Origin of the sequence: Saccharothrix obliqua (genome assembly GCF_019375475.1) — a bacterium.
Classification (GTDB): domain Bacteria; phylum Actinomycetota; class Actinomycetes; order Mycobacteriales; family Pseudonocardiaceae; genus Actinosynnema; species Actinosynnema obliqua.
Genome location: NZ_JAHXGQ010000003.1, coordinates 413112 through 425447, shown reverse-complemented (window position 1 = coordinate 425447; position 12336 = coordinate 413112). Strand labels below are relative to the sequence as shown.

Below are 12336 nucleotides of genomic sequence, written 5' to 3'. Positions count from 1 at the left end.
AAGTGGAACCAGGTCGGCGGCTTTGCCGACATGATCCGCACACAGCTAGACTGATCCCGTAGACGCGCGATTCCTCAGGGTCAGCAGTCCATCGAGCCGCTACGTTCTCCGCTTCCGCGGACACAGTAGGCCGAGTGGACCAAGTGGGCCGAGCGGACTCCAGGAGGCCAAAGCTGATGCGCAACCGACCTCCTGTTGACCCTGATAACGCTGTTCGGAACGAAGAACTCTGCGCAGTCTTAGCCCACTTCAACCGATCAGGAACAGCGCACGGTCAGATTATCGATATCGTCGGCGAACCCGGAATGGGCAAGACAGCATTATTGGCGACAGTTTCCCGACACTGCCAAAATGCGGGGTGGACCGTTCTACGCGTGCGCTACTCGGCGCGGAATCGCAGTGAACCACTCGGGCCACTGGCGACCGCCCTGGGCGACCATCTGACGGAGGTCGAGGTGCGCGGCGACCAGCTCCGGCGGCATGCGGCGGCGCGAACCGCCCTGACGCGCCTGAACCCGCACCGGGTGGTTCTGGTGCTCGACGACTTCCACCTCGCCGACGAGGAGTCGGTGGAACTGGTGGAGAACCTCGCCCACGCCCCGATCAACGGACCGCTTGTGATCGTGATCGCGCGCCGGAGCAGGCGGTCGCCGCGCACCCTGGTCAGCGCACTGGCGCATGGCGTGGAGCTGGGCACAGTACACCGGGTCGCGCTGCCACCCTTGACCATCGGTCAGGCGATGCGCGTTCTGGGTCGGGACACCGAGGACGATGCGATGCGCGCCCTCCACGCCGAGTCAGGCGGAAACCCGCTCTACCTGCTCGCCCTCGCCTACGCCAAGTGCCCGGACACTCCTCGAACGCACAAGTCGCCGGCTCACATCACCGCCCTACTGACGGACGAGCTGAGGACCCTCAGCGACCAGGACCGGTTGGTGCTTGACGCGTTGGCGGTCCTCGACGAGGACATGCCAGACCTGGACCTGCTGGCAGAGGTCGCCGGTCTCGACCGCGAGGACGCCAACCGAGCACTCGACACGTTGGTGGCTTCGGACGTCCTGCGTCACCAGGACGGCCCGGGAATACCCCGCTTCCGACATCCGGTGCTGCGCCGCGCCACCTACACCGACATCGCGGCGGGTGCGCGGGCGGATCTGCACCGCCGTGCGAAGCTCGCGCTGGCCGAGCGCACCACTCCGACGGGAATCCTCGCACGTCACATCGAACGCTCAATCGCCCATGCCACGCCACAGGACCCCGAGATCTTGGCCGCTGCTGCCGACGAGGTCGCTCAGCAGGCACCCGAGCAGGCCGCACACTGGCTTTGCACGGCCATCGGCATCACAGACGACGGCGGAGAACGCGCGGAGCTGACACTGCGCCTGGCCCGGGTCACAGCCGCCACAGGCGAACTCGACGACAGCGTGCGCATTGCCGCAAAAGCAGCTCGACTCGCGAGCGAGGACAACCTCCGACTGGCCACCGACGCCGTCCGGCACCAGGCGACCGTGCTCTGCCTGGCGGGCAACTACGTAGAGGCGAACACGATCCTCGAAGAGCACCTTGCCACCCTGCCCGGCACTGCGCGAGCCGAGGTGGCGCAAGTCGTGGTGCGCCAGGCTTTCTTGTCCCTGCTGGGCGGTCCCCCCGTGCCGGTCGACCGGATCGCGGAACTTGGTGCCCACGCGGAGACCAATGACATCCACACCCGCGTCGGAGTGCTGGCCGTACGCGGCCTCCAAGAGGTGCTCGACGGGAATTGCGCACTGGCCGCTCAGACGCTCACCGCGTGCGCGCGCGACCTCGACGGGCTACCCGGATCGCGCACCCGGCACGACTTCGACAGCCCGCTCGTACTCGGCTATGGCGAGATGTTGATGGGTTGGCTGCACAACGCCGAGCGGCACATGCACCGAGCGCTGGAAGCAGGCAGGCAGGCGGGTGTGCTGGGCGTCGAGGCCGCCGTGGTCTCGACGTTGGGTGCCGTCGCCGACCTGCTCGGTGATCTCCCGAAGGCGGTCGAGCGTTACCGACGCGCGGCACAACTCGCCCAGGAAGCCGGGGCTCGGTGCCTCCACGACTTCGCCGCCGCTGCCGGACACCTCACCCTGACCCGGGTCGGCGCGCTGACCGACCCGAGCATCGCGGTGGCTTCCACCGAGCAGGTGGTCATCGATTTTCCTCGGCAGAGCACACCATTCGCCCAGAGCATGACGATGTGGCTGCAGGCCGTTCTGGATGCGGGAGCCGACGTGCGGCGCTGCGTCCGCGTCGTGCTCAACGGCAACGGCGGGGCCGCGCTCACCGCGTTTCCCGCGGCGCTACGGCCCCGGATTTACGAGTTGCTCACCTCGGCGACTCTCGGCGAGGAGGGCGAGGCCGCCGATTGGGCCGCCCGGGCGACCAGGGAGGCTCGCAGGCAGAACCTCCCTCATCAGCACGGGTGGGCACTGCTGGCGAGCGCGCACGTCGCCAGAGCTGAAGGCAACCCTCGGCTCGGCCGGGTGCTGTACCGGCAGGCCGCCGATCAGTTCTCCCTGACAGACATGGCGTTGCCCCGCGCGCAGGCAATCCTGCTGGCAGGGTTGTGTGAGATCGAAGCGGGAAACGCCAGGGAGGGCCGCGCGCTCCTCGTTGACGCCGAGCGCCGGGCGCTCGGCTGCGGTGCCGTGAGTCTAGCCACCCTGGCCCGCGAACACCTCGACTCCGGCCCACAGCCGGCTGCGGGCAAGCAGGAGCCGTTGTCGACCCTCACCAAGCGGGAGTCCGAAGTGGCAGCCATCGCCGCGACCGGCAAGCGCACCAAGGAGATCGCCCAACAACTACGCATGAGCCCGCGCACGGTCGATGTGCACCTGACCCGGATCTACCAGAAGTTGAACCTCACCTCGCGCGCCCAGTTGATCCGGTTGATGGCGTCGTCCTGACCGGGAAGCAAGGATAGCTTTAGACATCGATCACACGATGGGTCACCGACACTTCGATCGGAGGGTCATGTTTCCCACGACCATCGGCATCCCCGGCCGCAACCTGTCCCTCGCCGCCGCCGTCACAGCGTTCACAGCGCTGGCCGAGAACGGCGGGTTGGCGCCAGGCGGGCGCTGCTCTCCCGGTGACCGCGATCACGCGGAGCTGGTGGAGCGGGTCGAGCTGGACTACCGCCACGTCAATCCGCCTGGGCGCAGCATCGGCGACTGGGACACCTACGACAGCGAGCTGCGCACGCCGGACGGCGATTTGGTCGCCACCCTGACAGGCACTGGTCGAATCCTCTACCAGCGCTCTCGGGACGGCCACGTCATGATGTACTACCGTGAGCGCTTGGAATTCCCCGACGGGACGGCCCAAACGGCTGGTTGGATCGACGCCAGCGAGATCATCAAGGGCGTGGCCCAGCGCTTTCCCGTGGTCGGCACCGGCGGGGCGCTCAGCGGGACAATCGGCATCCGCGGGTTCCGCCCCACCCCCGACAACCCGCACAGTCGTTACGAGTCCAGTCTCGTCTTGCGCTCCCTCCCACCGGGTACTACCGCTCCGACCAGCCCAGAGGAACTGGACCTGTTGCTGACGCTGCTGGGCGCGCTGATTGGTCCGCAGGTCAACCCTGAGCCCGAATCAGGTCGTCTGGAAGCTCCACCTGTCAGCACGGACCTGTCATCAACCACCTCCGCCGTACGATCGCACTTGGCGTGACCACCAGGCGTTTCGACTCACCACAGGTAGGGTGGGCTCGCGACACGGACCAGGGTCCCTCTGCCAGTCCACCATCCCTTGGGCGCTGAGCCGGTCGAGCACTGTCTGGTGCAACCGCCGCGACGGGTACCGCCTGCGTCCGCTGCGCGGACCTCCGGTACGCCGTGGGTGCCGACACACCGAACAACGGCGGCAGATCGCCATTCAGGGAACCCATTTCCGCCTGCGCGAGGAGAACCTCCCGGTGAGGGAGTCTCGCAAGCTCGTTGGACTAACTGCTCGGCTACGGCTCAGCTGACCACGGCGCTCGGCGGTCGCCAGCCGTGCGCCAGCAGGTCGAAGATCGCCTCGACGGCCTGCCGGCGATCGCGCCGGGCACGGGTGAGCGCGGGGATTTCGAGAACGAACCGGGCGAGGGTCACGCAGGCGAGGTCGTCGTGGGCAACGCCGAACTCGTCGGCGATGGCCGCGCCGAGGCGGTCGGTGTGGCGGGTCCACATGCGTTCCGCGTAGTCGCGCAGCTCGGGCGTGGAGTTCACCAGCTCGGTGAAGGCGGCGGCCTGCGGGTGGGCCGCGATCGGCAGCCACGTGTCCAGGAGGTGGTGCCGCAGCGCGTCTAGGACGTCCTGCCCGGCCGGCCGGTCGCGCACGGCGGCGACCAGTTCCGCCTCCCGGTCCCGCTCCTGGTCGAACACCAGCGCTTCCTTGCCGGTGAAGTGCTTGAACACCGTCGTGGTGGACACGTCGGCCGCGTCGGCGACGTCCCGGATGCCCACATCGGCGTAGCCGCGCTCCAGGAACAGCCGCAGGGCGGCATCGGCGATCGCCTGGCGGGTGGCGGCCTTCTTGCGCTCGCGGCGGCCGACCGGGGCTTCGGTCATGACGGGAGCGTAACCGAAGGTGGCATCGGGCACAAAGTTGAACGGTTGCACTTTTGAACTGAGTTTGCTTTTCTGGTGACCATGACGTCACCCACCACCGCCCGGATCGCCGTCGTCGGCGCCGGACCCGGCGGGCTCACCTGCGCCCGCATCCTCCAGCGGCACGGCATCGCGGTCACCGTCCACGACCGCGACCTGGGCCCCGACGCCCGCGACCAGGGCGGTTCGCTCGACCTGCGTGCCGACGACGGCCAACTCGCCCTGCGCGAGGCCGGCCTCCTCGACGAGTTCTTCGCGCACGCCCGCCCGGAGGGGCAGGAGATGCGCGGGCTGGACCCGTCCGGCGAACTCCGCGCCCACCACGTCCCGGACCCGGACGAGCGGGTCAAACCCGAGATCGACCGCGGCCGGCTGCGCACCCTGCTGCTCGACTCGCTCCAGCCCGGCACCGTGCGCTGGGGGCACGCCCTGGACCGGGTGGGCGGGTCGCCCGGCGGGCCGCGGACGTTGCACTTCGCCGACGGCACGACCGCGGAGGCCGACCTGGTCGTCGGCGCGGACGGCGCGTTCTCCCGGGTCCGCCGGGCCGTCTCGCGCGCCGTGCCCCGGCACACCGGCGTGAGCTTCCTGGAAGCCCGGTTCAACGACGTGGAGGACCGGCACGCCGACCTGTCCCGGTTGGTCGGCCCGGGCAGCGCGCACGCGGCGGACGGCACCCGCGCCCTGTTCGCCCAGCGCGGCAGCGGCGGCCACATCCGGGTCTACGTCATCCAGCGGGTGCCGGTCGACTGGATCGCCGCGGCCGGGCTGACCGTCGAGGACACCGCGGGCCTGCGTGCCCACCTGCTCGCCGAGTTCGCCGACTGGTCGCCGGACCTGCGCCGGATGATCACCGACAACGACGGCCCCTACGTCGACCGGCCGATCCACGCCCTCCCCGTACCGCACACCTGGGACCACGACCCGGCGGTGACCCTGCTCGGCGACGCCGCCCACCTCATGCCGCCGCTCGGCGTCGGCGTCAACCTGGCCCTGCTCGACGCCCGCGACCTCGCGCTCGCCCTCGCGCACTCACCCACCGTCGCCGACGCCGTCCGCGCCTACGAGGACACGATGCTGCCCCGTTCGACGGAGATGGCGAAGCTGCTTGAAAACGGCGTGCAGGACCTGCTGTCGGCCGACTGACGGTGCGCCGGAGCATCCGAGACGTTTCCGCCGTCACTTCCTCACTTCACGCCCGGCGGAGGGGATTCTCCATTTCCCGGACTACGGTCGGGCACATGAACTTCAAGGCTCCACTCGTCGGCCGCGTCAACAGGTGGGTCGTCGGACTGCGCGACGTGCCGCTCATCGGGAAGCTCGTCCGCAAGGGGATCACCGTGGCGTCCTACACGGGGCGCAAGTCGGGCCGCACGTTCTCCACACCCGTTGGGTACCAACGCAAGGGCGGCATCGTCGAGATCAGGGTGATGATGCCGGACGCCAAGACCTGGTGGCGCAACTTCAGCGGCGAGGGCGGTCCTCTGACGTTGGAACTCGATGGCGTCCAACGGACCGGGCACGCGACATCGCACCGCGACGACAAGGGCCGTGTCACGGTGCGGGTGCGGATGTAGGGCTCCCCCGTGAGGACTACAGAGAAGTGTCCACACCAAGGGGATTCGGCGCGCCACAGCCTCTCGTAGTTTTCGCCGATGACGGCGTCAGTCCGTCGCGGTACGCCGAGAACTGGAGGCAAGGCGTTGAAGACGACGCAACGGTCAGCGGGTGTCCCCCGGAGGTTCACCGGGGTGGTGATCGCGGTGGCGCTCACCGCGGTGGCGGCCTGTGACGCCGCCCCGGGAAGAGGGGCCGCGCCACCGGTCGCCGCCACGCCGCACATCACGTGGGGCACGTGCCCGGAGTCGGCCGAGGGCGCCGGTCGCGACCCCCGGCTCACCTGCGGAACGGTGGAGGTCCCGCTCGACTACCGGAACCCCGGTGGCGGGATGATCGAGGTGGCCGTCTCGAAGCTGCCGGCGGCGAAGTCGCCCGACCGCCGCGGCGTCCTGCTGCTGAACCCGGGCGGCCCGGCGTTGCCCGGCCTGGACACCCCGGGTGCCGTCGCGCCGACCCTGCCGCCGCCGGTGTTGGCGGCCTACGACCTGATCGGTTTCGACCCGCGTGGAGTCCGGCACAGCACACCGCAGAGCTGTGGTCTCGGCGACCCGACCCTCACCGGGATCTTCCCGTTCCCGGCCGCGGACGGCTCGATCACCGCGAACGTCGACCACGCCCGCGCCGACGCCGAACGGTGCGCGGCGAACGAGGAGCTCCGGCACTTCACGACCGCCAACACCGCCCGCGACATGGACCGCATCCGCGTGGCGCTCGGCGAGGAGAAGATCTCCTACTGGGGTCAGTCCTACGGCACGTACCTCGGCACCGTCTACGCGTCGCTGTTCCCGGATCGAGCCGACCGGGTGATCCTGGAGAGCAACGTCGACCCCACGAAGGTCTGGGCCGACGCGACGGACAACTGGGGCAAGGCCATGTCGGAACGCTTCCCCGACGCGGCAGGGGTTGCCGCCGCACAGCACGCCGCGCTCGGGCTGGGCCGCACCGCCGAAGAGGTGACCCGGACGTACCTCGCACTCGCCGACCGCCTCGACCGCGTTCCCGCGCCCGTTCCCGGCTCCTCCCTTGCTTTGACGGGTTCGGTGCTGCGCACCGTCACCTACAGCCTCCTGCTGCACAACGAGACTCTGCCGGTGCTCGCGCGGTTCTGGAAGGCCGCCGTCGCCCTGGCCAACGGCACGCTCACCGAGGCGGACGGCCAGGTGCTGCACCAGGTGTTCGCCGCACCGCCACCGACCCCGGGCGTGCCGGTCGACAACCAGGCCACCATGTTCCTGGCACTGACCTGTGGTGACGCGCCGTGGTCCGATGATGTCGACGAGTACGCCCGCCGCACCGCCGAGGACCGCGCGGCCTGGCCGCTCACCGCGGGGATGCCCGCCAACATCCGGGCGTGCGCGTTCTGGCCGGAGCCGGTCGAAGAGCCCGTCCGCGTGACCGACCAGGGACCACGCAACACGCTGATCCTGCAGAACCGCCGGGACAACGCCACACCGTGGGAAGACGGCCTCGGGCTCTACCAGGCCCTCGGCGAGCGAGCGGCTTTCGTCGGCGCGGACAACGGTGGGCACTACGTCTACAACCAGGGCTCCAAGTGCGTGGACGAGGCGACGGTGACGTTCCTGACCACCGGCCGGTTGCCGGACAGCAAGGTCGACTGCACCGACGTCGCCCCGCGCTGAGGGTCGTTGTCCCCCTTGCGAGCTACACAGGTTGTTGTTCCCGGCGGGATTCCGTGACCGGCCTGGATTCCTAATCTCTGTGTCACGCAAGGAGACCGTCGCAGAGGGGACGAGGGCAATGGTTCGTACGAAGGAAATCGGGCAGCTTCGCAGGTATCGGTTCCCCGTGCTGCTGGTCGCGTTCACCGTCGTGATGCTGGTGAACGCGGTCATCATGCAGCTGGTGTCGCCCGTCGCACTGCTCGCCCTGCCGTTGGGTGTCGGCTCCGTCATCGTTGTCGTGGCCGGTTATCGCAAGCTGTCGCGGGTCGTGGAGCAGCGGGCGGACATCCCCGAGCTGACCGAGGCGCGGGTGTGGTCCCAGCTGGGGCGCGGGGTGGTGCTCGGGTTCGGACTGTCCGCCCTGCTGATCCTGCTGATCGGGATGTTCGGCGGCTGGCAGGACGTGACGTGGGGCTCGATCTGGGGCTGCCTCGGCACCGCCGGGCTGATGGCGAGCGTCGCGGTGGCCGAGGAGGTGTTGTTCCGCGGCGTGCTGTTCCGGATCATGGAGGAGCGCACCGGGACGGTGATCGCGCTGGTCCTGTCGTCGCTGATCTTCGGTCTGACGCACTCGATCAACGCCGACGCGACGCTCTGGGGCGTGCTGTCGATCGCCCTGACGGGCGGGTTGCTGACGACCGCCGCCTACGTCGCGACCCGTTCGCTGTGGCTGTCGATCGGCCTGCACTTCGCCTGGAACTTCACCCACGCCGGCATCTTCGGCGTCGCGCTGTCCGGCTCGGCCGATGCGTCGCAGGGGCTGCTGCGGACCACGCTGTCCGGTCCCGCCGCGCTGACCGGTGGGGCGTTCGGACCCGAGGCGAGCCTGCTCGCGCTGCTGGTCTGCGTCGTGCCCATCGCCGTCCTGCTGCGCCGCGCCGCCCGCACCGGCCGGATCCAGCGCCGTGCCAAGGCGGCCTGACCAGTACGCTCGCGCGGTGCTCCGGTGGTGGCAGAAACTATCCCAGTCCACCAAGGACATCGCGCTCGCGCTGCTCCTGACGGCTCTGGCGTTCGTCCCGACCGTGTCGACCATGGGTCCTCAGCTCGGGGACCTGCCGAAACGCCCGGTCGACGCGCTCGCGCTCGTGCTGGTCATCGCGCAGGCCGTGCCGATGGCGGTCAGGCGGCACCGGCCGGCCGGCTGCCTGGCGGTCACCGGTGCCGCCTTCGCGCTGCACCAGTCGTTCGGCTACCCGGACACCATCGCCGGTATCGGCCTCTACCTGGCGCTGTTCACGGTCGGGGCGCACCAGGTCCGGTACCGCCGGGTCACCGCGGCGGTGGCGACCGCGGGCTTCGCCGGGCTGGCGATCACGTTGCACGTGCTGGGTTCGCCCAGTCGGCTCCAGGTGTTCGTCGTCTTCTACCTGAGTCTGGTGGTGATGTGGATGGCCGGGACCGCGATGCGCCGGTGGCGGGCCGAGGAGGCGGAGAACCGCCGGCTCAGCGTCGAGGTGGCGACCGCCGGGGAACGGGCCCGCATCGCCCGGGACCTGCACGACGTGGTGACCCACCACGTGACCGCGATGGTCGTCCAGGCGGACGCGGCGCAGTTCCTGCTCGACGGGGCGCCGGAACGCGTCGGGGAAGGGCTCGACGCCATCAGCGTCACGGGCCGCCGGGCGTTGACGGAACTGCGTCACCTGCTCGGTGTGCTGGAGGCGACGGGTGACTCGGCGCGGGCCGACCGGTCGCCGACCCTGGGCCGGGTCGGCGACCTCGTCGAGCAGGCCCGGCTGTCCGGTCAGCCGGTCGAGCTGCACAGGCGGGGCGACCGGCGCGAGCACGCCGTCGACGTCGAGTTGGCGGCGTACCGGGTGGTGCAGGAAGCGCTGACCAACGCGATGAAGTACGCGGCGGGACACCTGACGCGGGTCGGGATCGACGACCACGACGACCGGATCGAGATCGAGGTGACGACGGACGGGGTCTCCGCGGGCACGCCCGCGGTCGGGTCGGGCGGGCGCGGTTTGAGCGGGCTGCGGGAGCGGGTGCGGATGCTCGGTGGTGAACTGGTGGCCGCGGCACGGCCCGGAGGAGGGTTCCGGGTGCACGCCCTCATCCCGTCACGGAGGCAGGAATGACCATCCGGGTTCTGGTGTGCGAGGATCAGGAACTGGTGCGCGCCGGGTACACCACGATCTTCTCGGCGCAACCGGACATGGAGGTCGTCGGCGAGGCCGCGGACGGCAGGCAGGCCGTCGAGGAGGTGTCGCGGTTGCGCCCGGACGTCGTGGTGATGGACATCCGCATGCCCATCCTCGACGGCATCGAGGCCACTCGCCGACTGGCCGGGCCCGGCGTGGACAACCCGGCGAAGGTGTTGGTGGTGACCACTTTCAACGTCGACGAGTACGTCTACGAGGCGCTCAAGGCCGGTGCCAGCGGGTTCCTGCTCAAGGACGCGCCACCGCGCGAACTGGTCAACGGCGTGCGCACCGTCGCCGCCGGGGAGTCGCTGGTGGCCCCGGCCGTCACCCGCACCCTGATCGGCCACTACGCCGAGCGCCTGCGCCCCGACACCACCAACCCGGCCCGGGACCGCGTCCGGCAGACCCTCGCCCGCCGGGAACTCGAAGTGCTCGAACAGCTCGCCGCGGGCATGTCCAACGCGGAGATCGCCGAGAAGCTCCACATCACCACGGAAACCGTGAAGACCTACGTCTCCCGCATCCTGACCAAACTCGACCTGCGCGACCGCGTGCAGGCCGTGGTCCTCGCCTACCGGGTGGGACTGGTCGTCGCCGAGTGAAGCCCTGTCGACCAGGACTTCGCCGACCACGCCGCCGTTGTCGCGGTGGCCTTCACGGGACGTTGGTGGAGCAGGAGTCGAGGGCGGCCAAGGCGTCCGCGTCGAGGGTGATCTCGCCGACCGCCGTGTTGGCCTCCAGGTGGGCCGGGTCTGCGGTGCCGGGGATGAGCAGGGTGTTCGGCGCGTGGTGCAGCAGCCAGGCGAGGGCGACCTGGGAGGGCGTCACGCCCAGGGATTCGGCCACGGTGCGCACCACCGGCTCGTCGGTGGCCTTGGGCAGGCCCGGGAATCCCCCGCCGAGCGGGAAGAACGGCACCCATGCGATGCCCTCTTCGACGCACCGCCGCAGCATGTCCTCGTCCTCACGGGAAACGAGGCTGTAGGCGTTCTGCACGCAGGCGATGCCGGCCGGCAGGGCGCGGCGCAGGACGTCCGGGGTGACGGCGCTCAGGCCGATCGCGCCGATCTTGCCCTCGTCGCGCAGGGCGGTCATCGTCGCGAGCTGGTCGTCCAGGTCGACCACCTGGTCACCCTCGGGGCGCAGTCCGGGGCCGGTGTCCAGGCGCCGGAGGTTGACCACCGGCAGGTGGTCGAGGCCGAGGCCGCGCAGGTTGTCCTCGACGGCGGCCCGCAGCTGTTCGGGCCGCTGCGCGATCCGCAGCGGCACCTGCCTGCTCGGGTCGGGTTCGGCGCCGACCTTGGTGACGACCAGGACGTCGTCCCCGGGCCGCAGGGCTTCGCGGATCACGGCGTTGGCGAAGCCGAAGCCGTAGAACTCGGCGGTGTCGACGTGGTTCACGCCCAGCTCGACAGCACGCCGCAGCAGGGCGACGGCCTCGTCGCGGCGATCGTGCAGCCGGCCTAACTGGAGCGCGCCGTAGCCGGTCCGGGACACGGAGCGGCCGGCGAAGGAAGCGGTGGTGGTGTTGATGACGAGTCCCCTCGGTCGTTGTTCAGGTGACTCCACCTTACTGACAGATTTCAATAGTTGTCATCCAGTTGACGGGGTTTGACCGCCGACTCCAGGGCGACATAGGTTCCCGGGGCTGACGACGTGACCAGCCGGCGAGGAGGCCCGATGCGCGGGGAGCCGCTTGACGCGGAGACGATCGTGTCGGCCACCGAGGAGCTGCTGCGCCGTCATGGCCCGAACAAGACGACGGTGCTCGACGTCGCACGGCAGCTAGGCGTGAGCCACGGCAGTGTTTACCGGCACTTCGCGTCCAAGGCCGCGCTCCGCGAGGCCGTGATCCGGCGCTGGCTCGACCAGGTGCGGGACGAACTCGCCGCGGCGCACGACCCCGGGCAGCCCCCCGCCGAGCGGTTGCGGGCACTGCTCACGGCCATGTTCGCCGCCAAGTGGACGAAGGCCAGGGAGGACCCGGAGCTGTTCGCCACCTTCCGGGTGCTGGCGGCCGAGCACAGCACCGTGTCCTCCGGCCATGTCGGCTTCCTGGTCGCCCAGGTCCGGGACATCATCGTCGACGGTGTCGCCGGCGGTGACTTCGCCGCCGGTGAGCCGGATGTGATCGCACGGGCCGTCGTGAACGCCACGAGCCGCTTCCACGACCCGAAACACGCTTCGGAATGGCACTCCCCCGAAACCGAAGCGGAGTCCGCGGCGGTCGTCTCGCTGGTCCTCGACGGTCTCCGAGCCCGGTGAAGG

The 12336-nt window shown here is 70.0% G+C and carries 11 protein-coding genes; 9 read left to right on the top strand and 2 right to left on the bottom strand.

Annotation, left to right across the window (positions count from 1 at the left end):
* Positions 1 to 176: 176 nt before the first annotated feature.
* Both KZQ38_RS11785 and KZQ38_RS11780 read left to right on the top strand, forming a co-directional pair.
* A complete protein-coding gene (locus tag KZQ38_RS11785; RefSeq protein WP_219441123.1) occupies positions 177 to 2927 on the top strand; it encodes a helix-turn-helix transcriptional regulator in 2751 nt (916 codons plus the stop codon).
* 67 nt (positions 2928 to 2994) lie between these two features.
* Positions 2995 to 3693, top strand: a complete 699-nt coding sequence (locus tag KZQ38_RS11780) for an allene oxide cyclase barrel-like domain-containing protein (protein WP_219441121.1) — start codon at positions 2995 to 2997, stop codon at positions 3691 to 3693.
* Between the two features lie 290 nt (positions 3694 to 3983).
* On the opposite strand, the gene KZQ38_RS11775 is transcribed toward KZQ38_RS11780, so the two are convergent.
* Positions 3984 to 4574, bottom strand: coding sequence for a TetR/AcrR family transcriptional regulator (locus KZQ38_RS11775; RefSeq protein ID WP_219441118.1), 591 nt, complete (start codon positions 4572 to 4574; stop codon positions 3984 to 3986).
* 81 nt (positions 4575 to 4655) lie between these two features.
* Here KZQ38_RS11775 and KZQ38_RS11770 point away from each other — a divergent pair, with 81 nt between their 5' ends.
* The 6 genes from KZQ38_RS11770 (at position 4656) to KZQ38_RS11745 (ending at position 10670) form a co-directional block, all read left to right on the top strand.
* A complete protein-coding gene (locus KZQ38_RS11770; RefSeq protein ID WP_219441116.1) occupies positions 4656 to 5759 on the top strand; it encodes an FAD-dependent oxidoreductase in 1104 nt (367 codons plus the stop codon).
* A gap of 95 nt (positions 5760 to 5854) precedes the next feature.
* Positions 5855 to 6190: a hypothetical protein gene (locus tag KZQ38_RS11765; RefSeq protein ID WP_219441114.1), complete on the top strand. Its 336-nt coding sequence runs from the start codon at positions 5855 to 5857 to the stop codon at positions 6188 to 6190.
* Between the two features lie 174 nt (positions 6191 to 6364).
* Positions 6365 to 7873 (top strand): alpha/beta fold hydrolase, encoded by a 1509-nt coding sequence (locus KZQ38_RS11760; protein ID WP_308258348.1) that lies wholly within the window; start codon positions 6365 to 6367, stop codon positions 7871 to 7873.
* A 118-nt stretch (positions 7874 to 7991) separates the two neighbouring features.
* On the top strand, positions 7992 to 8837 hold the full coding sequence (locus KZQ38_RS11755; RefSeq protein ID WP_219441111.1) for a CPBP family intramembrane glutamic endopeptidase: 846 nt from the start codon (positions 7992 to 7994) through the stop codon (positions 8835 to 8837).
* A gap of 16 nt (positions 8838 to 8853) precedes the next feature.
* Entirely contained in the window at positions 8854 to 10002 is a 1149-nt protein-coding gene (locus KZQ38_RS11750) for a sensor histidine kinase (RefSeq protein WP_219441109.1), read from the top strand.
* Positions 9999 to 10670 carry a response regulator gene (locus KZQ38_RS11745; protein ID WP_219441107.1) on the top strand — a complete coding sequence of 224 codons (672 nt, stop codon included), beginning with the start codon at positions 9999 to 10001 and terminating at the stop codon, positions 10668 to 10670. Before KZQ38_RS11750 ends, KZQ38_RS11745 begins: the two co-directional genes overlap by 4 nt.
* 52 nt (positions 10671 to 10722) lie before the next feature.
* On the opposite strand, the gene KZQ38_RS11740 is transcribed toward KZQ38_RS11745, so the two are convergent.
* Positions 10723 to 11637: an aldo/keto reductase gene (locus KZQ38_RS11740; protein WP_308258347.1), complete on the bottom strand. Its 915-nt coding sequence runs from the start codon at positions 11635 to 11637 to the stop codon at positions 10723 to 10725.
* Between the two features lie 111 nt (positions 11638 to 11748).
* Here KZQ38_RS11740 and KZQ38_RS11735 point away from each other — a divergent pair, with 111 nt between their 5' ends.
* Positions 11749 to 12333, top strand: coding sequence for a TetR/AcrR family transcriptional regulator (locus tag KZQ38_RS11735; protein WP_219441105.1), 585 nt, complete (start codon positions 11749 to 11751; stop codon positions 12331 to 12333).
* The last annotated feature ends 3 nt before the right edge of the window (positions 12334 to 12336 follow it).